This is a genomic window from Lachnoclostridium sp. An181 (assembly GCF_002160325.1).
Classification (GTDB): domain Bacteria; phylum Bacillota; class Clostridia; order Lachnospirales; family Lachnospiraceae; genus An181.
The window spans coordinates 72342-94101 of sequence record NZ_NFKJ01000009.1 but is presented as its reverse complement, the minus strand read 5'-3'; the positions used below and the strand labels follow the sequence as shown (position 1 = coordinate 94101).

General features: G+C 42.7%; 20 protein-coding genes. 13 read left to right on the top strand and 7 right to left on the bottom strand.

Going from position 1 to position 21760, the window contains the following annotated elements:
- Nucleotides 1-215: 215 nt before the first annotated feature.
- Both B5F18_RS07440 and B5F18_RS07435 read left to right on the top strand, forming a co-directional pair.
- Nucleotides 216-1046 carry a MerR family transcriptional regulator gene (locus B5F18_RS07440; protein ID WP_087157049.1) on the top strand — a complete coding sequence of 277 codons (831 nt, stop codon included), beginning with the start codon at nt 216-218 and terminating at the stop codon, nt 1044-1046.
- A 46-nt stretch (nt 1047-1092) separates the two neighbouring features.
- Complete coding sequence (locus B5F18_RS07435) at nt 1093-2064, top strand: serine hydrolase domain-containing protein (protein WP_087157048.1); 972 nt, start codon at nt 1093-1095, stop codon at nt 2062-2064.
- Between the two features lie 50 nt (nt 2065-2114).
- Here the strand turns inward: B5F18_RS07435 and B5F18_RS07430 are convergent, their stop codons facing one another.
- Entirely contained in the window at nt 2115-3353 is a 1239-nt protein-coding gene (locus B5F18_RS07430; protein WP_087157047.1) for an MATE family efflux transporter, read from the bottom strand.
- A gap of 137 nt (nt 3354-3490) precedes the next feature.
- On the opposite strand from B5F18_RS07430, the gene B5F18_RS07425 reads away from it, so the two are divergent.
- Nucleotides 3491-4027, top strand: a complete 537-nt coding sequence (locus B5F18_RS07425) for a PadR family transcriptional regulator (protein ID WP_087157046.1) — start codon at nt 3491-3493, stop codon at nt 4025-4027.
- A 189-nt stretch (nt 4028-4216) separates the two neighbouring features.
- Here the strand turns inward: B5F18_RS07425 and B5F18_RS07420 are convergent, their stop codons facing one another.
- On the bottom strand, nt 4217-4870 hold the full coding sequence (locus B5F18_RS07420) for a helix-turn-helix domain-containing protein (protein ID WP_087157045.1): 654 nt from the start codon (nt 4868-4870) through the stop codon (nt 4217-4219).
- A 471-nt stretch (nt 4871-5341) separates the two neighbouring features.
- Between B5F18_RS07420 and B5F18_RS07415 the strand changes: the two genes are divergently transcribed.
- The 5 genes from B5F18_RS07415 to yfcE all read left to right on the top strand — a co-directional run bounded on the left by B5F18_RS07415 (nt 5342) and on the right by yfcE (nt 9186).
- Nucleotides 5342-6403: a replication initiation factor domain-containing protein gene (locus tag B5F18_RS07415; RefSeq protein ID WP_275532816.1), complete on the top strand. Its 1062-nt coding sequence runs from the start codon at nt 5342-5344 to the stop codon at nt 6401-6403.
- Complete coding sequence (locus B5F18_RS07410) at nt 6400-6603, top strand: excisionase (RefSeq protein ID WP_087157044.1); 204 nt, start codon at nt 6400-6402, stop codon at nt 6601-6603. The genes B5F18_RS07415 and B5F18_RS07410 overlap by 4 nt, the downstream gene beginning before the upstream one ends.
- A 107-nt stretch (nt 6604-6710) precedes the next feature.
- Nucleotides 6711-7904: a site-specific integrase gene (locus B5F18_RS07405; protein ID WP_087157043.1), complete on the top strand. Its 1194-nt coding sequence runs from the start codon at nt 6711-6713 to the stop codon at nt 7902-7904.
- Nucleotides 7905-8071: 167 nt separating this feature from the next.
- Nucleotides 8072-8530, top strand: a complete 459-nt coding sequence (locus tag B5F18_RS07400) for a low molecular weight protein-tyrosine-phosphatase (RefSeq protein WP_087157042.1) — start codon at nt 8072-8074, stop codon at nt 8528-8530.
- Between the two features lie 95 nt (nt 8531-8625).
- Nucleotides 8626-9186, top strand: coding sequence for a phosphodiesterase (gene yfcE, locus B5F18_RS07395; RefSeq protein ID WP_087157041.1), 561 nt, complete (start codon nt 8626-8628; stop codon nt 9184-9186).
- Between the two features lie 11 nt (nt 9187-9197).
- Here the strand turns inward: yfcE and B5F18_RS07390 are convergent, their stop codons facing one another.
- The gene (locus B5F18_RS07390) at nt 9198-9824 is read right to left on the bottom strand and encodes a TetR/AcrR family transcriptional regulator (RefSeq protein WP_087157040.1); all 627 of its coding nucleotides are present in this window, start codon (nt 9822-9824) and stop codon (nt 9198-9200) included.
- Between the two features lie 195 nt (nt 9825-10019).
- Between B5F18_RS07390 and B5F18_RS07385 the strand changes: the two genes are divergently transcribed.
- The 4 genes from B5F18_RS07385 to B5F18_RS07370 all read left to right on the top strand — a co-directional run bounded on the left by B5F18_RS07385 (nt 10020) and on the right by B5F18_RS07370 (nt 16643).
- Complete coding sequence (locus B5F18_RS07385) at nt 10020-12110, top strand: efflux RND transporter permease subunit (protein WP_087157039.1); 2091 nt, start codon at nt 10020-10022, stop codon at nt 12108-12110.
- A 13-nt stretch (nt 12111-12123) separates the two neighbouring features.
- Complete coding sequence (locus tag B5F18_RS07380; protein WP_162607559.1) at nt 12124-14568, top strand: hypothetical protein; 2445 nt, start codon at nt 12124-12126, stop codon at nt 14566-14568.
- 154 nt (nt 14569-14722) lie between these two features.
- Nucleotides 14723-15436, top strand: coding sequence for an IMP cyclohydrolase (locus B5F18_RS07375; protein WP_087157037.1), 714 nt, complete (start codon nt 14723-14725; stop codon nt 15434-15436).
- Between the two features lie 28 nt (nt 15437-15464).
- Entirely contained in the window at nt 15465-16643 is a 1179-nt protein-coding gene (locus tag B5F18_RS07370; RefSeq protein ID WP_087157036.1) for a phosphoribosylaminoimidazolecarboxamide formyltransferase, read from the top strand.
- Nucleotides 16644-16769: 126 nt separating this feature from the next.
- Here B5F18_RS07370 and B5F18_RS07365 read toward each other — a convergent pair whose 3' ends face one another.
- The 4 genes from B5F18_RS07365 to B5F18_RS07350 all read right to left on the bottom strand — a co-directional run bounded on the left by B5F18_RS07365 (nt 16770) and on the right by B5F18_RS07350 (nt 20187).
- Complete coding sequence (locus B5F18_RS07365) at nt 16770-17672, bottom strand: sensor histidine kinase (RefSeq protein WP_087157035.1); 903 nt, start codon at nt 17670-17672, stop codon at nt 16770-16772.
- A 27-nt stretch (nt 17673-17699) separates the two neighbouring features.
- Entirely contained in the window at nt 17700-18524 is an 825-nt protein-coding gene (locus tag B5F18_RS07360) for an ABC transporter permease subunit (RefSeq protein WP_087157034.1), read from the bottom strand.
- Nucleotides 18517-19431, bottom strand: a complete 915-nt coding sequence (locus B5F18_RS07355; RefSeq protein ID WP_087157033.1) for an ATP-binding cassette domain-containing protein — start codon at nt 19429-19431, stop codon at nt 18517-18519. The genes B5F18_RS07360 and B5F18_RS07355 overlap by 8 nt, the downstream gene beginning before the upstream one ends.
- 90 nt (nt 19432-19521) lie before the next feature.
- Nucleotides 19522-20187 (bottom strand): response regulator transcription factor, encoded by a 666-nt coding sequence (locus B5F18_RS07350; RefSeq protein WP_087157032.1) that lies wholly within the window; start codon nt 20185-20187, stop codon nt 19522-19524.
- A 222-nt stretch (nt 20188-20409) separates the two neighbouring features.
- Here B5F18_RS07350 and glmM point away from each other — a divergent pair, with 222 nt between their 5' ends.
- The gene (glmM, locus tag B5F18_RS07345; RefSeq protein ID WP_087157031.1) at nt 20410-21756 is read left to right on the top strand and encodes a phosphoglucosamine mutase; all 1347 of its coding nucleotides are present in this window, start codon (nt 20410-20412) and stop codon (nt 21754-21756) included.
- Nucleotides 21757-21760 lie beyond the last annotated feature (4 nt).

Genomic DNA, 21760 nt, shown 5'->3' with positions numbered 1-21760 from the left:
GGAGAGTTGAGTGGATAGGATAGATATTGGGTATGTTGTGGAGACAGGATGGATAAAAGAGGTGCCGAGTTGACAGGAGTGTTAAATCAGATAAAACTTGCAATTCTTTTTATATTCGATTAATATGCGACTACCTTGAAAATGCGTATGAAAAGTGCCGTTGACTTTTCCCTTGGGGCAAAGTTTATACTGGCACTGGAAAGGAGGCCTATTATATGTTGACGATTGGAGAATTTTCGAGTATATGCCGAGTATCCACAAAAACACTTCGGTATTATGCAGAAATAGGATTGATACTTCCAGAAGAAATCAATCCAGAAAATGGGTATCGATATTATTCTATTAATCAGTTGGAGACGATGCTGTTTATTAATCGGCTGAAAGCGTATCATTTTTCGTTGGAAGAGATTAAGGCAATTCTTGAGTCAGAGGAGGCAATGGATGACAAACTATATGCGGCTCTTAGTAAAAAGAAAAAAGAGATTTCAATGCAAATGATGATGTATAAAAATATGTTGGAGCAGATAGATGCTGATATGTTTGCCATAAGAAAGGGCAAGTCGATTATGTCATATATGGAAGATATTGGTATAGAACTGGTGGAGGTGCCAAAGATGTATCTTCTGTCCATACGAAAGATGATTCAGGAACAGGATTTTCCTGATGAGTATGGGTATTGCTTTGAAAAGCTGTTTAAGAAAATGAAGGAAAAGAACCTGACAGCATCCGCTCCACCAATGGTTTTATTCCATAGTGATGAATATAGTCCATTTGGACTGGATACAGAATTTGCTGTCCCAATCAACGAGTATGCAACGGGAACAAGGGATTTTTATCCTGGACTTTGTTTGAAAACTGTTGTGCATGGTTCCTACTCTCAGCTCTCTTCTGTTTATGCAAAGCAAATTGAATGGGCAGAAAAAGAAGGGTATGAAAATTGTAATGCACTTTATGAAGTTTATGTAACAAGTCCTTCGGAGGTTTTGCAGGAGAGCGATTTCATTACAGAGGTCTATTATCCAGTAAAAAAGATATTAAAAAAATAAAGCAGAAAAAATGTGTTTACAAATAGGTTAAAGGAAAGGAGATATCATGGATCAGAAAAGAATTAGAGAATTCGAACAAAAAATCAGCACTGATTATGGGAATACCACAGGTGTGGCGGTATTAAAAGAAGGAAAATTGGTATATGAAAAATATTTCAAGGGATGTACAAGAGAAAGCCAGGTTCATGTTTATTCTGTAACAAAAAGTATTATTTCAATACTGATTGGGATTGCAGTAGATAGAGGATATATCCAAAGTGTTGATCAGAAAGTGCTGGATTTTTTCCCTGGATACATAGTAAGAAAGAGAGAAAACACCATCCAAAATATCACAGTCAAGGATATGCTGACAATGACAGCACCTTATAAGTATCGTTTTTTTGCTCCATATGTGAAATATTTTACTAGTGAGGATTGGGTGAAATTTTCTTTAGACCAGCTAGGGGGCCGGGGGAAGATAGGAACATTCCGATATGCACCTCTGATTGGTCCGGATATTTTTTCAGGAATATTAGTAAAAGCAACAGGGCAGTCGGTATTTGAGTTTGCAGATGAAAATTTATTTTCACCATTAGAAATTCATGTAGATGGAGATTTGGTGTTTAAAAGCAAGGAGGAACAACTGGCATTTAATGAATCTATAGATACCAGCGGATGGGTACGGGACTCATTAGGGATTCATACAGCGGGTTGGGGACTTACACTTTCCCCTATGGATATGGTAAAAATTGGTCAGTTATATTTGAATAAAGGCATATGGAACGGAAAACGAATTGTATCAGAAAAGTGGGTGGAAGAAAGTACGAGAGAGCATAGCCGATGGAAGAAACATGATTTATCGTATGGATATTTATGGTGGGTAAATGAAGATGGTTATGCAGCGATGGGGGATGGAGGAAATATAATTTATGTGAATACAAAAGATAAAATAGTTGTGTCATCTTCTGCGCTTTTTGTGCCAAAGGTAAGAGATAGGATAGATTTAATCAAAACATATATTGAACCAATATTTAGATAGACTGAGAATAAACTTGCTATTCAGGGTATTCTACGGTAAACTAAAAAACCCTACACTATAACACCAGACTTATAAAATATGACATAATGAGGGATGGAGGTGCGTTGAATGAATACATATAAGACAATAGACATAGCAAGGATAAACAAGGAAGAATATACTGTATAAAACCCAAATAAGAAAAATGATAACCCATTTGCCATGAGCGATTTTTTACCCACCAAAATCATTGCTTCATTTCCATTTGCAAACTGTGCAATAATTTGTGTGGAAAATAAAAACATCAGTAACCCTACAATTACGCAAAATATAGTTGACCATAGGATTGAAGTCTTAATAGATTCACGCAAACGTTTGAAATTTTTCGCCCCATAGCTGAACCCAGCAATAGGCTGAAATCCTTTCAAAAATCCAAATACAACCAATGTTCCCATAGAAGTTACTCTTGTGACAGCGCCCATTCCGGCAATAACATAATCGCCATATCCACTCGAAGCTTTGTTAATTAAGGCAATAGAAAGACTTGTAAGAAGTTGAAAGGTTAAAGTAGGAATTCCTATTTTTAAAATTTCAATAAATATTTGTTTTGTAGGATCAAATATTTTTATACTAAAGGTGAATGCGCTTTTCTTCCTTAAAATATAGGATAAGTATACTATAGTAGAAACAAACTGTGAAATAGCGGTTGCAATCGCCGCACCAGCCACTCCCATGTTGAAGGTGTAAATGAAAAGAGGGTCTAAACCGATGTTAATAATTGCACCTAAAAGTAAAGCGCACATGGTTGTTTTAGCCGCACCCTCACTTGCCACAATGTTATTCATTGTCACATTGAATACGTTGAAAATACAAGAAATTATATATATTCTTGCATAGGTCAGCGCATATGGCATAATGGTATCGGTTGCACCGAGTAATGTTAAAATTGGTTTAAGGAATATTGTTGCAATTATAATCAGAATTGCTCCAATTATCACACTACTATACAAGGCTGTACTAGCAACTTTATTAGCAGTATCTTTATCATCTCGTCCTAATAATCTTGAAAGATAGGAAGCCGCTCCATTTCCAAACATCAATCCCAGCCCCACTACAACCTGACCTAACGGAAATACAATAGAAATTGCTCCCATAGGGCTTTCTCCCAGTCCTCCTACAAAATAAGCATCTACAAGATTATACAATGCGTTAATGAGCATACCTATCATAATTGGTATTCCTAAAGAAACCAATGCCTTTGGAACAGGAGCACTTCCTAATAATTCTAATTTCGTGTTCTTTTTGTTCATTTTATGTTCTCCTTTCAAATATAAATTATAGTAGTTGTCAAGATAAATTCATGATCTATTTCTTGACATGATATGTAAAATTCACTACTATAAATTACAGTAGTTACTTTTCATATCAACAATGAGGTGAAAACATTATGGCAACGATTGATTTAATTGTATTAGGTATATTAAAAAAAGAACCAATGAGTGCTTATGATATTCAGAAGCTTGTAGAGTATCGAAATATCTCTAAATGGGTAAAAATCAGCACACCGTCCATTTACAAAAAGACGATTCAGTTAGAGCAAAAAGGGCTTATCAAAGGTAGTATTGTAAAAGAGGGTAAAATGCCGGAAAAAGTAATCTATTCTTTAACTGAAGCGGGGGAAAAAGCATTTGAAAAACTCATGTTTGATATTTCCTCAGAGCCTATTCATATCTTTTTGGACTTTAATGCTGTGATCGTCAATTTAGACAGTCTCCCCTTAGAAAAGAAAAAGATGTGTATAGATAGTATCGAAGAGAAGATAAAGGAGCTGAAAAGCTATTTGGAACAGAATATAAGGGAAAAGGAAAATATGCCGGAGATTCCTGCAACAGGTATGGCTGTTTTACAGCAGCAGTTTGTTTTGGTAGAAGCAATCGAAACGTGGATTGATTCTGTGCAGCAATGTTTAAATGGTAATGAGTAACTCATTGCATGATCTTTTTTACACCATTCTTTTTTAGAAGTTGGAAAGGGCATTTGCTTTCCTCTTGTCTACCATAAACAGAAAATGAAAAGCCCTGTCAAGAGCCTGCCACCGTAGGTGGTGTTTACACTCTTGATCCGGGCTTTTTATTTTTCTGTATCTTCTTATACGTAAGAGGAGAGAAACGGTCTATTTTCTGTGATTGAGTTCTTTCAGATATTCGGTATAATCGTAGCTGTCAAAATCATCTTTCGGTGACACTTCTGGAATGTTCCGCTTATTATTCTCATCCGCAAGGTCAGCTAATGTTGCATCATCATAAGGCTCAACATGTGGATAGCCTTTCAAGGGTTCGCCGTAGCGCTCTTTACTATGCAGAACGTCGTAACATTTCATCAGTCGTTCTATTTTCTGTCGCTGGATTAGTTTCTTTATCTCACTGAGTTCCTCAATAGAAGTCTTTGTGTCATTCATATAGTTTTGAATATATTCGGATAACTTTGTTTTCATGTAGAACTGCCATTCTTCTTGGTTCTGGAAATATTCATGGTCTGGTAAACTGTCCAGAGAAACATTGAAATCTTCTTCCCGTTTCACAACTTCCATGATGAATTGTTCCACATGGGAAGTTTGTTCCCATTCGCCCGTCAGAAGCTCATTCGGGGTTACTCCCAACACATTCATAATCTTTTCCAGTGTTTCAAAGGTAGGATAGTTTACACCACGCTCAATCTTGGAAAGGCTCTGTAAGTTAATACCAATAGCGTCCGCAAGCTCCTGTTGTTTCATTTTTCTATGTTTTCGGATAATCTGGATATTCTCGCCCAAAAGCTGATAATTCATGGTATATCTGCTCCTTTTACTTGGTTTATAAGCCTATCATACTTATTTGTTTCTAAAAAGTCAAGAAAAAGTTCTTGACAAGTAATTCTGTTGGCGTTATTCTATCGCTAGATACAGTGATTAAGCACTATAGGGTCAATCACACGCTTAAGTAAGCATTGATAAGAGATATTTTCACTTCACAAGCGTTAATATACAGTCTTGTGGACTGAAAATCGGAGTTTCCAGATATGCCAGAACGGACGGGGCACGTCACCCCAGGCGTGACACGGACGGGTTGGTATATCTGGAAAGGAACGCCGTCAGGCGTTCCGCAAAGGGCGAATATGTAACACCGCCCTGCGCATACAAGTCATAGTAGCTGAAAACGTGCATGAATTAAGGAAAAAAGGCTGTTCCTACTATGCACAAAACACAACGGAAAGAAAGGAGTCATGCAACATAGCAACACACGAACATCTGACAGTAAAGATTGATTACATCAGCATTGTATTTGACAGTGCAACGGCAGAAGAGGTGATAAGGCACGTCTTAGATCTGCCGGAAGATTTATTTATCACCTATCCGGCGAAGGTGGCTTTCAAGACTTACCAGACACGCTGGCAGTTAGGAGATATTTATGTATCGGGCAACGCAAAGCCCACAGAAGATAATCCACAGGGGCTTGGCTGTTACCTCGTTATGACGGGGAGAGGGTGTGATGATATTTTTAATATCCTCGACAGTCATAACCGCACATTCGGGCACATGTTTCATCAATGTGTCCGCTGGTTCGGTACAGAGTTTCATTTTACAAGGCTGGACATTGCCATTGACGACAGGAATGAAGTACCATTCTTCACGCCTGCACAGATACGAAAGAAATTTGAAAAAGAGGAGTTTGTTTCCACCAGCGATTTCTACCATTTTGACGACAGCAAGTATGATACGGACGATTTAGCAAGGACGGTTTATCTCGGTTCTGGAAAATCCGCTATATCCTACCGCTTCTACGATAAAGACAGAGAGGTGAGCGCAAAGTACAATAAATCCCTTGATGAAATCGGAAGTTGGAAACGTACAGAGATACAGCTCCGTGATGAAAAGGCACACGCCTTTGCCATGCTCTTTGAGGAAAGACCTATGGAGCTTGGAGAGCTTGCATTCGGTCTGCTGGCGGATAATCTGCGTTTTGTCGTTCCCAACAAGAACGAGAGCAACAAGAGCCGTTGGAAAACGTGCCATTTCTGGAAACGTTTCTTAGGGAACGTAGAGTCTTTAAAGCTCCATATCCCCAAAACACAGAACTCGCTTCTGAAAACCCAACAATGGCTGACGGACGGGGGTGTTATCTCGGCGGTCAAGGGTTTCTGCTTCCTCGAAGAGCATGACGCATTAGGTGAGCTGAAATCAGTCGGGGAAATGTTGGACAAGGCAAGGTACAGTCCGCCCCTTTCCAGCAAGCTGACAGGGCATTTACAGCGGATAGGCAGGGAAGAGCTGATACCGCATATCCAGTATGATACCAAAAGCGGAAAAGGGGGTGCTGTATGAGTAATACGGATATTCCTGTATGGGAGAAATACACCCTCACCATTGAAGAAACGTCAAAATATTTTCGTATCGGAGAGAAGAAGCTCCGCAAGCTGGCAGAGGAAGGTCAAGGAGCTTGTTGGCTTATGATGAAGGGCAACCGTATCCAGATCAAGAGAAAGCAGTTTGAGAAAATCATTGATGAACTGGACGCTATCTGACGCTGGATTATGGCATTTTATGGATTTGGATATGGTAGAGAAGTGCCGGATATGTTATACTTTAAAATGTCATATCGGGACTCTTCCAAAAGTGGAAAGGAGCGAAGATGAGCGAGAAAAGACGTGATAATAAAGGGCGTGTCTTGCGAAATGGAGAGAGTCAACGTAAAGACGGACGTTTCATGTATAAATACACAGATAATGCAGGAAATATAAAATATGTGTACAGTTGGAAACTGGTCAATACAGATACCGTTCCCAAAGGGGCAAAAGATGATTTGTCGCTGAGGGAAAAGGAAAAGCTGATACATAGAGATTTGGAAGATGATATTGTTCCCTGCGGCGGTGAAATGACAGTGCTGGATTTGGTGAAGAAATATGTGTCGCAGAAAACAGGAGTGAAACATAATACAGAAGCCAATTATAACTTTGTCATTAACATTATCAAGAAAGAGGACTCTGGAAAAAAGCGGATTGATAAGGTGAAATTATCTGACGCAAAAGGCTGGCTGATTAAATTGCAGAGTGACGGCAGAGGGTACAGCACCATACATTCTGTGCGTGGCGTTGTAAGGCCAGCGTTCCAGATGGCGGTTGATGATGATTTGATAAGGAAAAATCCCTTTGAGTTCCAGCTTGCCACGGTAGTTGTCAATGACAGTGTGACAAGAGAAGCCCTTACCAGAAAGCAGGAACGGGCATTTCTGAAATTCGTAAAAGAGGATAAACACTTTTCCAGATACTATGAAGGTATCTATATCCTTTTTAAGACAGGACTTCGGATTTCTGAATTTGTAGGGCTGATGATTGCGGATATTGACTTGAAAAACGGCGTTATCGACGTCAATCATCAGTTACAGAGGAAACGGAATATGGAGTATGTCATAGAGGAGACGAAAACCGAGTGCGGTACAAGGCTTGTACCCATGACAGACGAGGTGAAAAAGTGTTTCCGCAAAATCATAGAGAACCGCAAAAAGCCAAAGACAGAACCAATGATAGACGGGAAAGTGGGTTTCCTGTATCTGGACAAAAATGATATGCCAATGGTCGCCCTGCACTGGGAAAAATATTTCCAGCATATCTGTGAGAAATATAATAAAATTTACAAAGCTGAAATGCCAAAGGTGACACCTCATGTCTGCCGTCATACTTTTTGTTCCAATATGGCAAAGTCGGGCATGAACCCCAAGACGTTGCAGAAGATTATGGGGCACTCGGATATCGGCGTAACGCTGAACACTTATACGCATGTAGGCTTTGAGGATATTCAAAAAGAGAGGAAAAAGATATGTAGTTAGGTGAGTTGTAAAGTTGTAAAATAGGGGAAATTTTACAACCTATTTTACAACTTTTCAGAGGAAAAACCTGCTGACATATGCCAAAATACGCAAGTTTCCCTAAAATGGAAAAATGCGGAAACCCTGTAAAATCAAGGAAAAATCAACATATAAGGAGAAATGCGAACATGATAAAAATACTATTCGTTTGCCACGGCAACATCTGCCGCTCCACCATGGCAGAATACATGATGAAAGACCTTGTCAAAAACCGCGGCATGGAATCTGAGTTCTACATCGACTCCGCGGCTACAAGCCGCGAGGAGATCGGTAACCCGGTCCACTACGGAACAAGGCAAAAATTAAGAGAAGTCGGCATTCCATGCGGTGACCACAGGGCCAGACAGATGACGAAAGAAGATTATGAAAAGTTCGATTATCTTATCGGAATGGACAGCGCGAACATCCGCAACATGCACCGCATTTTGGGAGCGGACCCGGAAGGGAAAGTGCATAAACTTCTGGAGTTTACAGAGAGAGTAAGGGATATTGCGGACCCTTGGTACACCGGCAATTTTGACGTCACATACGAAGACATCAAAGAAGGACTGGAAGGATTGTTTCTCCATCTGATGGAGCGAGGTTAGAAGGCAAAGCCTGATGCAAAGATAAAAGGCAAAGCCCGATGAAATAAAAATAGAACATACAACACAAGGAAAAGACAGAAAGGGGAACAAAGAAAATGAAGATCATGATCGCATCCGATATCCACGGCTCTGCATATTACTGCAGAAAAATGCTGGAGGCATACAAAGAAGAGAAAGCGGACAAACTGCTTTTGCTGGGGGATATCCTGTACCATGGGCCAAGAAATGACTTGCCAAAGGACTATCAGCCAAAAGAAGTGCTGGCAATGCTAAACGAGGTGAAGGAAGAAATCCTCTGTGTTCGGGGAAACTGCGACACAGAAGTGGATCAGATGGTGCTTGAATTTCCAGTGCTGGCAGACTATGCGATTTTGTACGTGGACGGAAAAATGATTTTTGCAACCCACGGGCATCATTTTCATCCGGCAAACCCGCCGATGTTAAAAGAGGGAGATATTCTTTTGAATGGACATACCCATGTGCCAAAATGCGAAATCTGCACAACAAAAGAAGGGAAGTCCTTCCTGTACATGAACCCGGGTTCTGTTTCCATTCCAAAGGAAAACAGCGCGCACGGGTACATGACATTGGAAGACGGAACATTTTTGTGGAAAAGCTTTGAAGGGGAAGTGTACGATCAGTATCCGAAAAAGTAGGAGGACGAATATTATCCTTCGCAAAAACTATCCATGATACTGCGGACCGTGCGGTAGAGGACTGGCTTGTATTCCTCCATGGATACCGGTTCGTTGTATAAAATACAGCTATAACCTGTGGAGCTTATGAGCTCTACGAGGGTGAACAGCATAAGCTCCGGGTTTTTATAAGACTTGGAGCTTTTCTTTAACATTTCTTCATACAGTTCATAGATGTTGCAGTCTTCGTTCGGAAGTGTGGAATCCAGGGCTTTGCGGAAAATACCCCAGGAAAGATTTTTTTCAATAAAACGCAGCAGCGCCTTGTCCTCGTTTAATTGGTTTAAGACATGGTCCAGGATGTAGAGGATCTGGTCTTCAAACTCATGGATATCTGTGTTTGCAAGTGAGCGGTGGGCGTTCAAAAAGATGTCCCCGGCTTTGGAAGAGACAAGGCTGTCACAGATATCGTACTTATCTTTGAAATACAAATAAAAGGTCCCTTTTGCCACGCCGGCTTTCTCCACGATATCGGAGATCGTTGTCTTTGCAAGGCCTTTTGTGAGAAATAATTCGAAAGCCGTATTCAAAAGGCTTTCTTTTTTTTGCTTTTTTTTCAGAGCAGCTTTTTTTAAAAGCGTGTTTTTTTCTATTGTCATGCGACTCACCTCGATCCGTTTTTATCGTATCTATATTATGAGTGCAAAACTGACTGAAAGTCAATATATTAAAAAAATATAAACACAGCACAAAATATTGACTAATAGTCATTTTTGATATATAACTTGAAAAGGGATCAGAAATGACTATTGGTCATAAAATGAAATTACAGAAAGAAAAGGAGAGCAAAAAAGATGGTGAAGGTAGGAAAGTGGATAGCAAAACACCGATGGGTGTTTTTCATCCTTGGGCTTTTGCTCCTTGTCCCATCCCTGATCGGAATCGCGAAGACGAGGATCAATTATGATCTTTTAAGCTATCTGCCGGATTCCCTTGAGACAGTAAAGGGTCAGGATATCATGGTGGATGAATTTGGGACCGGAGCATTTTCCATGGTGGTCGTGGAAAATATGGAGAACAAGGATGTGCAGAAACTGGAAGAAAAAATAGAAGGTATTGAACATGTCAAGGATGTGATCTGGTATGACGATTTCGCGGATATTTCCGTGCCCGAAAGCATGATTCCAAAAGATATAAGGGAGATGCTTTTCAAAGGCGATGCCACGATGATGCTTGTGCTTTTGGATGACACCACCTCCTCCGATACATCCATGCAGGCGGTAAGCCAGATGCGAAAAGAGGTAGGTGAGCAGTGCTTTATCAGTGGGATGACAGGGATCGTGACGGATATTAAAAATCTGTCTTTAAAGGAAATGCCGGCATATGTTGTGATCGCGGCAGCCCTTTGTCTGATCGTACTGGGACTTGCGATGGAATCCTTTGTTGTTCCGGTTCTGTTTTTACTGAGCATTGGAATGGCGATTTTGTATAACTTTGGCAGCAACTTTTTCCTTGGAGAGATTTCCTATATCACACAGGCCTTGACTGCCGTGCTGCAGCTTGGGGTCACGATGGATTATTCCATTTTTCTTCTGAACAGCTATGAGGACAATAAAAAAAGATTCCCCGGTGAAAAAGAAAGAGCCATGGGGCATGCGATCGCCAATACATTTAAATCCGTGATCGGAAGTTCTGTGACAACGATCGCAGGATTTGTGGCGCTTTGTTTTATGACATTTAAGCTGGGGATGAACATCGGGGTCGTTATGGCAAAAGGCGTTGTGATCGGTGTGATCTGCTGTGTGACATTGCTGCCATCCATGATCTTGATTTTTGACAAGGTAATTGAAAAGACAAAACATAGAGCTTTGATACCAAATCTTGACAAAGTATCCGATTTTATCACCGGACATTACAAAATATGGATCGTTGTCTTTTTGGTCCTGCTTTTGCCGGCGATCTATGGAAATAACCACACGAAAGTGTACTACAATATCGACAAGTCTCTTCCAAAGTCTCTGGAAAGCAATGTGGCAAATGCAAAACTTCAGGAAGATTTCCAGATGAATAACCTGCATATGCTGCTGTTGCCAAAGGACATGGAGAGCAAGGAAAAGACGGAGATGATGGAAAAGATCGAGCATGTGGACGGCGTGAAGTGGGTGCTTGGAGTGGATTCGGTTTTAGGCCCATCCGTCCCGGAAAGTATGATTCCAAAAGACCTCACTTCCATGTTAAAAAGCCAGAACTATGAAATGGAATTTGTCTGCTCAACGTACAAGACAGCGACAGACGAGGTAAATGCGCAGATCAGTAAGATTAATGATATTGTAAAGTCTTACGATAAAGGTGCCATGGTCATCGGGGAGGCGCCTCTTACAAAGGATTTGGCGGATGTAACGGACGTGGATTTAAAGAATGTAAATATCATCTCCATTGCAGCGATTTTTATCATTATCATGCTTGTATTTAAATCCATTTCCCTGCCGGTCATTCTGGTATCGGTCATTGAATTTGCCATTTTTGTCAACATGGCGATCCCGTATTATCAGGGAATCTCCCTTCCGTTTGTGGCAAGTATTGTCATAGGGACCATTCAGCTGGGGGCCACTGTAGACTATGCAATCTTGATGACGAGCCGGTATCAGAAAGAACGGTACCGTGGTAAGGACAAAAAGACAGCCATCAAAATCGCACACGAGACTTCCATGAAATCCATTCTGATAAGTGGGATCAGCTTTTTTGCAGCTACATTTGGTGTGAGCGTATATTCAAAGGTGGATATGATCGGTTCCATCTGTACGCTTTTGTCAAGAGGAGCCATCATCAGTACGATCGTGGTACTGCTTGTCCTTCCGGCTATGTTTATGATTTTTGATAAGGTGATCGTTCACACCTCGATTGGATTTTTGCCGAAAAAAGAAACAAATAAAAAGAATGTATAAGGAGGATTTGGATATGAATCAAAATAGAAAATGGAAAAAACGTACCATGTCAGCGATCGCAATCGCAGCGTCAGCAACCCTTTGTCAGATGAATGTATTTGCAGCAGGGGAAGAGATTTTTAAAGATGAATCTGTCTATGTAAACATGGACGCCAAGGGAAATCCGCAGGAGATCACGGTTTCCGACTGGCTGAAACATGCAGAAAACGAAAAACAAGTCAAAGATGCCTCCTCGCTTTCTGAGATCAAAAATATCAAAGGTGATGAGACATTCCAAAAAAACGGAGAGAAACTTGTCTGGAGCACAGATGGAGAGGACATTTATTATCAAGGCAAAACCGATAAGACCCTTCCGGTGACAATGAAACTGACGTATGAATTAAATGGAAAAGAGATGGAACCAGAGAATTTAAAAGGAAAGTCAGGCCATCTGAAAATCAAACTGGAATACAAAAACAATGTAAAGCAGGAAGTGGAGATTGACGGGAAAAAGGAAAATCTGTATGTTCCGTTTGTTGTATTGAGCGGAGGAATCTTTCCGACAGATACGTTTACAAATGTGCAGGTGGACAATGGGAAAGTGATCTCAGACGGTTCAAAAGCAATCGTGGCAGGAGCCGTGCTGCCTGGTATGTCAGAAAATTTAGGCCTTGATAAAATGGAAGATGTGGATCTTGAAATCCCGGAAAGCATTACCATTGAGGCGGATGTGACGGACTGTGAAATGGAGCCGATCTTTACGGTGGTCAGTGCACAAGTATTTGCGGACCTTGGACTTGATAAGATAGACAGTCTCGATGAGATGCAAAAGGCGATGGATGAATTGACCGATGCATCCTTGAAACTTGCGGACGGAAGTAATTCTTTGGCAGATGGACTTTTGGAGCTGAAGGAAAAATCATTCGAGTTTACAGCGGGAGTGGATGAGTTGACAGAAGGAGCAGTTTCGTTACATGACGGAGCGGGGACGCTGGAAGAAGGGCTCAGCCAATATACAAAAGCAGAAGGAACGCTTGCAGAAGGCATAAGACAATATACAAACGGGGCGGGAACGCTTTCATCCGGCACGAAAGCATACGTGGAAGGCGTCGGAAAAATTGCGAAAGCAGCAAAAGAACAATTGCCGCTGATTGGACAAAATCTTGAAACGCTTTCACAAGGTCTGGAAGAGCTGGATGGGAAACTGACAGACAAAACAAACGGGCTTGTGGCAAGTTCACAGAAGATGCAGACAGGAATCAGTCAGATTTCGGACGGATTTTCAAACCTTAGCAAAGTAGTGACAGACAAAGGGCTTTCTGGCATGGCGGACAGCCTTATGACAGTAAAAGAAGAGGCAGTGGACAAAGCGAATGTGGCAGTAAAAGAATCAAAAGCAGGAATCGAGACTGCCAGGAGCGCGGTGACATCCGGGTACACGGATTTAAATGGCCAGATTGCAAAAAAGAATGAAGAACTGCAGGCTTTTGGAAACAGTATGGTGAAAGAGGCACAGGAACAAGTGGATGTTGCAATTTTGACTGCAAATCAAAAGCTGGATCAAGAGACAAAAGAAGTGGATGAAATTTTAAAAGAAGCAGGTGTGGAGGATGCTGTAAGAGAAAAAGTAGCTGCAGCTCTTGGAAAAGCAAAGACAACAGCGCCCAAGATCGAAGGTGATACAAAGACGCTTGGCCAGGTACAGATGCCGACGGTAAGTGTGGATGGAAAGACAGTGCCGGTTTCCATGGCCTTGAAACAGGTTGCAGATGGACTGACGCCTGTGATTGGAAGTGAAGGACTTTCGAGAGCTTCCCAGGTGCTTTTAAAAACTTCCGAAGAACTGAAAGACAAGGCGGCTCAACTGGACGATGCTCCCATCGCAAAACTGTCGGCAGGCATAGGACAGTTGAAGACAGGAATTGATGCATTCGCAGAGGAGAGCGCTCCAATGATCACGAACACGGTGACAACGATCGCGCAGAATACATCCAAACTTGCAAAATCAGCAGAGAATGGCAGCGAGCAGTTGATCATGGGCTTGAATGAACTGCAAAAAAACGACGCGGCCTTGAAAAAGGGAGTCGAACTTTTGGAAATGTCCGGAAAGGATCTGGTGATCGGTTCCGCAAAATTAAGTGAAAACAATGCCAAGTTAAATGGAGGGGCAGCTATGCTGTCCAGAGGCACAAAGAGCCTTCTGGATGGGACCGGCACGCTCTCTTCCGGTACGGTGCAGCTTTTGGATGGCGTATCCAAACTCTCGGACGGTGCGAATACGCTGAAGGAAGGAATGGATGAATTTCAAAAACAAGGTATCAAAAAACTTGCCGATGTGTTTGGAGACGATTTTGAAAGTTTGAAGAATAAGTTGAAAGGTATGCAGAAACTTGCCGAAGACTATGATTCTTATTCTGGTATTTCCGATGAAATGGAAGGAGAAGTCAAGTTTGTCATGGAGACTAAGGAAATCAAATGATAAGTAAAGTTAATGAATTAACCATATAAATTAAGTATAACTTATAAATCCCTATAAGAACAAATACTATCCCGGATACTGGTGCTGTGCAGGTTTTTTGTATATAATGAAGTTGATACGGACGAAACCATTTGAGAAAAAGGAGAATGTATTCATGGAAATGTTATCAATCGAAAAAGAATTGCAGGGCAATTCCTATCCGGGAAGAGGGATCATCATCGGACGCTCCAAGGATGGGACAAAAGCGGTTACCGCTTATTTTATCATGGGAAGAAGCGAGAACAGCAGAAACCGCGTGTTTGTGGAGGAAGGACAGGGAATCCGCACACAGGCATTTGACCCTTCCAAATTGACGGACCCAAGCCTTATTATCTACGCTCCGGTGCGTGTCCTTGGGAATAAAACGATTGTTACAAACGGTGACCAGACAGACACGATCTACGAGGGAATGGATAAACAGCTTACCTTTGAGCAGTCTTTGAGGACCCGGGAGTTTGAGCCGGATGCACCAAACTACACACCGCGCATTTCCGGAATCATGCACATAGAAAACGGCACATACAATTATGCAATGTCTATTTTAAAGAGCAACAACGGAAATCCGGACAGCTGCCACCGCTATACATTTGCTTACAACAATCCGGCGGCAGGTGAAGGACATTTCATCCACACATACAAATGCGATGGAAATCCGCTGCCAAGTTTTGAAGGAGAGCCAAAACTGATCGCGATCCCGGATGACATGGAGGCTTTCACGCAGAGTCTTTGGAACAGTTTAAATGAGGACAATAAGGTTTCTCTTTTTGTACGCTACATTGACATTGCCACAGGAACCTATGAGACAAAGATCGTAAATAAAAATAAATAATCACCCAAGGAGCAAAGGAGAAGGAAAGATGAAAGAACTGGAATTAAAATACGGATGTAACCCGAACCAGAAACCATCCAAAATCTGCATGACGGACGGAAGAGAACTGCCGATCAAAGTTCTGTGCGGAAAGCCGGGATATATCAATTTCCTGGACGCATTCAATGGCTGGCAGCTTGTAAAAGAGTTAAAAGAGGCGACAGGACTTCCTGCTGCAACATCTTTTAAACACGTCTCCCCTGCAGGAGCAGCCGTAGGTCTTCCGCTTGATGAGACTTTGGCGAAAATTTACTGGGTGGATGATCTTGGAGAACTCTCTCCGCTGGCATGTGCGTACGCAAGGGCAAGAGGTGCGGACAGAATGTCTTCTTTCGGAGATTTTATTTCTCTGTCTGATGTGTGCGATGTGTCCACAGCAAAACTGATCAAACGTGAGGTTTCCGACGGAGTCATTGCCCCGGGATACGAGCCTGAGGCTTTGGAGATCTTAAAACAGAAGAAAAAAGGAAACTATAACATCATTGAGATCGATCCAAACTACAAACCTGCGCCTGTAGAACACAAAGAAGTATTCGGTATTACTTTTGAACAGGGAAGAAATGAGCTTGCAATCAATGAAGAGCTGCTTTCCAATGTGGTGACAGAAAACAAGGACATCCCGGACGCTGCAAAGAGAGATTTGATGATCTCCCTGATCACATTGAAATACACACAGTCGAACTCCGTATGCTATGTCAAAGACGGACAGGCAATCGGAATCGGTGCAGGACAACAGTCACGTATCCACTGTACAAGACTGGCAGGACAGAAAGCAGACAACTGGTTCCTGCGCCAGAGCCCGAAGGTACTTGGACTTCAGTTCATCGACAAGATCGGACGTGCAGACAGAGATAATGCCATTGATCTGTACATCGGCGAGGATTACATGGATGTTCTGGCAGACGGCGAGTGGGAAAAAATCTTTAAGGTAAAACCGGAAGTGTTTACAAGAGAAGAAAAACGTGCATGGCTGGACAAAATGACAGATGTAGCGCTTGGCTCTGATGCGTTCTTCCCATTTGGGGACAACATTGAACGCGCACACAAAAGCGGGGTAAAATACATTGCACAGCCAGGTGGTTCTGTGCGCGATGACAATGTCATTGAAACATGCAACAAACACCACATGGCAATGGCATTTACAGGAATCCGCTTGTTCCACCACTAAAAAACTTATATAGACAATAGAAATGAAAGCAGACGAAAACCTATAAAAAGGTTCCGTCTGCTTTTTTAGGGTTATATAAATAGCAAGCTATGAAAAAACCAACACAAAATCAAAGAAAATGTAATTTTAAATCTGCTTGGTTTCCGGAAAATATATGCGGATCGTCAACAGGGAATCCTGGTAGTCAAACTGCAGTTTTCCGCCCATGTGAAGGGTCAGCTCCTTTGCGATGGAAAGGCCAAGACCAGTTGAATTTTTTGCAGTTTCCACTGTGTAGAAACGGTGGAAAAGCTGCTCTAGCTGCACACTGTCAAGCGCGGTTGTATGGTTGGAAAACAGGATTTCTCCGGACGGCAGAAGATGGATGGACAAATCCCCGTCACTGTATTTGACAGCATTTGTGAGGAGGTTTCCAAAGATGCGGAACAGTCCATTTTTGTTCAGGCTGCGGTAAATGGGAGTGTCCGGTATGGAAATCAAAGGGGATATGCCCGCCTGTTTGAGCGAAAGGTAAAAAGCAGCAATGCTTTCCTCTAAAACATGGTTTAAAGAAACACGTTCCACGGACATCTCCTTTGACGGGGAGGTCAGTATGGAGTAACAGAACAGCTCCTCGGTCAGCTCTTTTAAGACATCGGTCCGGTTCCGTATAATAGAAAGATACCGGTCCGATGTCTTTGTGTGTTCTTCCTTTTCCAGAAGATCCAGATACCCGATGATCGCGGTAAGCGGTGTTCGAAGATCATGGGAAATATCCGCGATCCGCTCCTGCATCTGCTGGTTCCCGGAAAGAAAACGGAGACGTTCTTTCTGGAGCGTTTTAAGCTGTTCATTAAGGCTGTCTGCCAGCGCAAGAAGATGAGGATCACGGCTGGAAATGTCAAGAAGCGTATTTGTGTCCGTCTTGATCTTTTCCGGCAGATTTTGACACAGTTCATCCAAAGATCTCCTCATCAGATATAGTTTTATGAGCAGCGCTGTTATCACCAAAATACAGACTGCTGGAAACAGAAACAGCCAGATTTCCATAGGAACACTCCTTTATTTTTAAGTTCGTTATTTGATGTCTTTTCTGCAAAAGATAAAGTTTCCGACAAACGTTGTGATGATCGTAATAAGAGCAGAGTACCCCATCATTCTTGCGGCATGAGACAAGGAACACTCTCCAAGCTGCATGGCCTGGCCAGGAGGCAGAATATCCAGAAAAGCCTGGTAGAGGGTCCGCTTGAAACCGGTCAGGTAACCAGGATTTTTTACCGTCTCGATCACGGAAACGCCATCCTTCATCACCATCTGCTGAATGGTCTGTGGCTGTACCAAAGCCTGGTAAATCCCAACTGCCACAAAGAACATGACAAAAGAGAGCAGGATGCAAAAGACAGCAGAATTGGTCTTGCTGGAAGTCAGCATGGCGAACATGTGGAAGATTGATACAAATGCTGCGCTCATCACGATCCCTGCTGCCATGAAAAGAAACATATGACTCCAAGGAATTTCCGGTTTTCCCAAAAGCAAAATGCCAACGGTAAGGCCAAACACATATGTTGCGATCGTGATAAAGACTGCAGCTGCCCCGGTCACAATGAAGGATGACATATAAATATCTCTTCTTTTTGCTCCCACGATCAGACGGTTGCGGATCGCGCCGTCCGCGTACTGTGTACCGACAAAAAGGCTTACAAAAACCGCAAATACAAAACCAATCGGAACAAGACATCCGAAAAAGAAGGTGTCCACAGAATAGTGATAGCCGTATTCTTTCAGGTTCCTGTATTGGGAGAGGTATCCAAGGAGGGTGTAGCCAAGCATGAAGAGAAGGCAGATAAAATAGAGGACGTTTTTTCTCAGTCTCCAAAACTCCGCGTGTATAAGTCTACTCATGATTTCCACCTCCGATCAGATTCATAAAATAGCTCTCCAAAGTCTCATCTTTTTCCTGGATGGAGAGCACGTCGCACCCTTCCTCCGAAAGGGCCAGTGTCAGCTTGGAAATGTTTGGTTTCTCATAAATCTCTGCCTTACTGGATGACAAAATCTTGTACGGAAGATCCCATTTATCAAGAACGCGCACAAAAGCTTTCGTGTCCGTGACTTCCATGCAAAGACATTTCCTGCACGCAGCCTCCAGATCTTCTGCGCTGATCTCTTTTACGAGTCTGCCGCTGTCTATAAATCCGTAGCATGTAGCAAGTCTTGATAATTCGTCCAGAATATGGCTGGAGATAAGAACGGTGATCTGTTTCTCCCGGTTGAGCTTTAGGATCAGTTCGCGCATCTCAATGATGCCCTGCGGGTCCAGCCCGTTTACCGGTTCGTCAAGGACAAGAAAATCCGGATTTCCCACAAGGGCAATGGCGATGCCAAGCCTTTGGCGCATGCCAAGGGAAAAGTTTTTCGCTTTCTTTTTTCCGGTGTTTTCAAGACCAACAAGCACGAGCAGATCCTCCAGTCCCGCAAGGGAAGGAAGTCCAAGGACGCGGTACTGGGCAATGAGATTGTCCCTGGCAGTCATATTCATGTAGATGGACGGTGTCTCCACCACAGCGCCCATACGTCTTCTGGATTTTAAAATATCTTTGTCCGTAAATTTTTTTCCGTACAGACAGTATTCGCCAAAAGTTGGGGACTGCAGGCCGCATATCAGCCGGATCAGCGTGGTCTTTCCCGCTCCGTTTTTGCCGACAAATCCATAGATGGATCCTTTTGGGATGTGCATGGAAACCTGGTTGAGTGCTTTAAAATGTTTGTAAGATTTACATAAATCTTTGGTAGTCAGTACATATTCCATAAAAAGTCTCCTTTCAATTGTTGATGCCCATAGTCTACAAGACAAAGGTTAAGAAAGCGGTAAAGAAGACCGTAAAGAAACCGTAAAGATTTATTCTTCGTCCCGGAGTTTAAAGCCAATGCCCCAAATTGCCTCAATATAGTCTTTGTCCGACACTGCCCGCAGCTTTTTGCGAAGATTGCTGATATGGACTTTCAGGGAGCTCTCCACACAGTCCGGGGTATCTTCGCTGATGCGCTCCAGGATCGTGGATTTTGTGATGATCTGGCCCTGATTTTGAAGAAGCAGTTTTAAGATCGCGTACTCGGTCTTGGTAAGGTGAACCGGCTTTCCAAGGACACTCACCAAAGGCGTCCGGGTGTCCAAGACAATATCCGAAAAGGTCAGAGAGGCATCTGTCTTTTTGGAACTGTCCCGAAACTGCACGAGGATCCTTGCCAAAAGCTCCCTTGTATCAAAAGGCTTGGTGATGTAGTCAGCTGCACCGTGCAGCAGGAGCTGTACTTTGTCGTCCACAGTACTCTTTGCGCTGACGACAATGACAGGAATGCCGGAAAGTTTGGGCAAAAGTTCCTCCCCGCTAAGCCCAGGCAGCATCAGATCCAGAAGGATCAGATCCGGTTTTTGCGCGTTCAGAAGCAGCAGAGCTTCTGTCCCTGAGTAGGCGCGCACAATATGATATCCTTCGTTTTCCAATGTTTCCTCCAACATATTTCCGATATACACATCATCGTCGATGACCATAATTGTCTTCATAAAAATCCTCCGGTAACATGGTATTTTTAATCTGATTTTCAGCATAGTATATCCCGTGCAAGCAGTCAACTGCAAACGAAAAATGGGACAAAAAAACACAAGATTTTGTGAACAGCAAAAAAAGTATTGTATTTTTCAGTCCAAGTCTATATAATGTTGTGATGTAAAGTGCAAAAAAAAAGAACAATTGTCTAAATAAAAATATCTTAGGAGGGTAAGGCAATGGGAAAATATTTTGGAACAGATGGATTTCGGGGAGAGGCCAATGAAGGTCTTACTGTGGAACATGCCTTCAAGGTTGGAAGATTTCTTGGCTGGTATTATGGACAGGAAAAAAAAGCAAGGGTTGTCCTTGGGAAAGATACAAGACGCAGCAGCTATATGTTTGAGTATGCGCTTGCCGCAGGGCTCACTGCATCAGGGGCTGATGCCTATCTTCTGCATGTGACTACAACGCCAAGCGTCTCTTTTGTCACAAGAAGTGAAGATTTTGACTGTGGGATCATGATCTCGGCAAGCCATAATCCATTTTATGACAATGGGATCAAAGTCATCAACGGTATGGGACAGAAACTGGAAACCGAGGTGGAAGAAAAAATTGAGGCGTATCTGGACGGCAAGATGGGCGAACTGCCGCTCGCAAAAGGAGAGAAGATAGGAAGGACTGTTGATTATGCGGCCGGAAGAAACCGGTATATTGGCCATTTGATTTCTCTTGCAACCCGTTCTTTTAAGACAATGCGGGTCGGACTGGACTGCGCGAATGGAAGTGCGTCTGCGATCGCAAAAAGCGTTTACGATGCACTTGGCGCAAAGACATACGTGATCCACAATGAGCCGGACGGGCTGAATATCAACACAAACTGCGGATCCACACATATAGAGTCCCTGCAGGAGCTTGTGAAAGAAAAAAATCTGGACATTGCCTTTGCCTTTGACGGGGATGCGGACAGATGTCTTGCGGTTGACGGAGAGGGAAAAGTCGTGGACGGCGATCTGATCCTCTATGTATGCGGAAAATATCTGAAAGAGCAGGGAAGACTAAACGATGATACGATCGTGACAACGGTCATGTCAAACCTTGGACTTTACAAAGCATGCGACAAGGCAGGGATCAAGTATGAAAAGACAGCAGTAGGCGACAAATATGTCTATGAAAACATGGTACAAAACGGCTACTCCCTTGGAGGAGAGCAGTCCGGCCATATTATCTTTGCAAAACACGCCACAACAGGGGACGGAATCCTGACATCCCTTATGATCATGGAGACTGTACTGGAAAAGAAGATGAGCCTTGCGAAACTGACAGAGGAAGTAAAAATTTATCCTCAGCTTTTAAAAAATGTCAAGGTGGCGGACAAAAAGCAGGCAAGAGAAAATGAGAAAGTCCAGGCAGCAGTCCATTCTGTGGAAGAAGAGCTTGGAGAGGAAGGACGTATCCTTGTGCGCGAGAGCGGTACAGAGCCTTTGATCAGGGTTATGGTTGAGGCGGCAACAGATGAGCTGTGTGCCAAGTATGTGGATCGGGTTGTGGACGTAATGAAAGAGCAGAATCTGGTGATAGAATAAAAAG

Coding starts and splice junctions, on each gene's coding strand:
- B5F18_RS07440 (WP_087157049.1), top strand. CDS start 216: ATGTTGACGATTGGAGAATTTTCGAGTATATGCCGAGTATCCACAAAA.
- B5F18_RS07435 (WP_087157048.1), top strand. CDS start 1,093: ATGGATCAGAAAAGAATTAGAGAATTCGAACAAAAAATCAGCACTGAT.
- B5F18_RS07430 (WP_087157047.1), bottom strand. CDS start 3,353: ATGAACAAAAAGAACACGAAATTAGAATTATTAGGAAGTGCTCCTGTT.
- B5F18_RS07425 (WP_087157046.1), top strand. CDS start 3,491: ATGGCAACGATTGATTTAATTGTATTAGGTATATTAAAAAAAGAACCA.
- B5F18_RS07420 (WP_087157045.1), bottom strand. CDS start 4,870: ATGAATTATCAGCTTTTGGGCGAGAATATCCAGATTATCCGAAAACAT.
- B5F18_RS07410 (WP_087157044.1), top strand. CDS start 6,400: ATGAGTAATACGGATATTCCTGTATGGGAGAAATACACCCTCACCATT.
- B5F18_RS07405 (WP_087157043.1), top strand. CDS start 6,711: ATGAGCGAGAAAAGACGTGATAATAAAGGGCGTGTCTTGCGAAATGGA.
- B5F18_RS07400 (WP_087157042.1), top strand. CDS start 8,072: ATGATAAAAATACTATTCGTTTGCCACGGCAACATCTGCCGCTCCACC.
- yfcE (WP_087157041.1), top strand. CDS start 8,626: ATGAAGATCATGATCGCATCCGATATCCACGGCTCTGCATATTACTGC.
- B5F18_RS07390 (WP_087157040.1), bottom strand. CDS start 9,824: ATGACAATAGAAAAAAACACGCTTTTAAAAAAAGCTGCTCTGAAAAAA.
- B5F18_RS07385 (WP_087157039.1), top strand. CDS start 10,020: ATGGTGAAGGTAGGAAAGTGGATAGCAAAACACCGATGGGTGTTTTTC.
- B5F18_RS07380 (WP_162607559.1), top strand. CDS start 12,124: ATGAATCAAAATAGAAAATGGAAAAAACGTACCATGTCAGCGATCGCA.
- B5F18_RS07375 (WP_087157037.1), top strand. CDS start 14,723: ATGGAAATGTTATCAATCGAAAAAGAATTGCAGGGCAATTCCTATCCG.
- B5F18_RS07370 (WP_087157036.1), top strand. CDS start 15,465: ATGAAAGAACTGGAATTAAAATACGGATGTAACCCGAACCAGAAACCA.
- B5F18_RS07365 (WP_087157035.1), bottom strand. CDS start 17,672: ATGGAAATCTGGCTGTTTCTGTTTCCAGCAGTCTGTATTTTGGTGATA.
- B5F18_RS07360 (WP_087157034.1), bottom strand. CDS start 18,524: ATGAGTAGACTTATACACGCGGAGTTTTGGAGACTGAGAAAAAACGTC.
- B5F18_RS07355 (WP_087157033.1), bottom strand. CDS start 19,431: ATGGAATATGTACTGACTACCAAAGATTTATGTAAATCTTACAAACAT.
- B5F18_RS07350 (WP_087157032.1), bottom strand. CDS start 20,187: ATGAAGACAATTATGGTCATCGACGATGATGTGTATATCGGAAATATG.
- glmM (WP_087157031.1), top strand. CDS start 20,410: ATGGGAAAATATTTTGGAACAGATGGATTTCGGGGAGAGGCCAATGAA.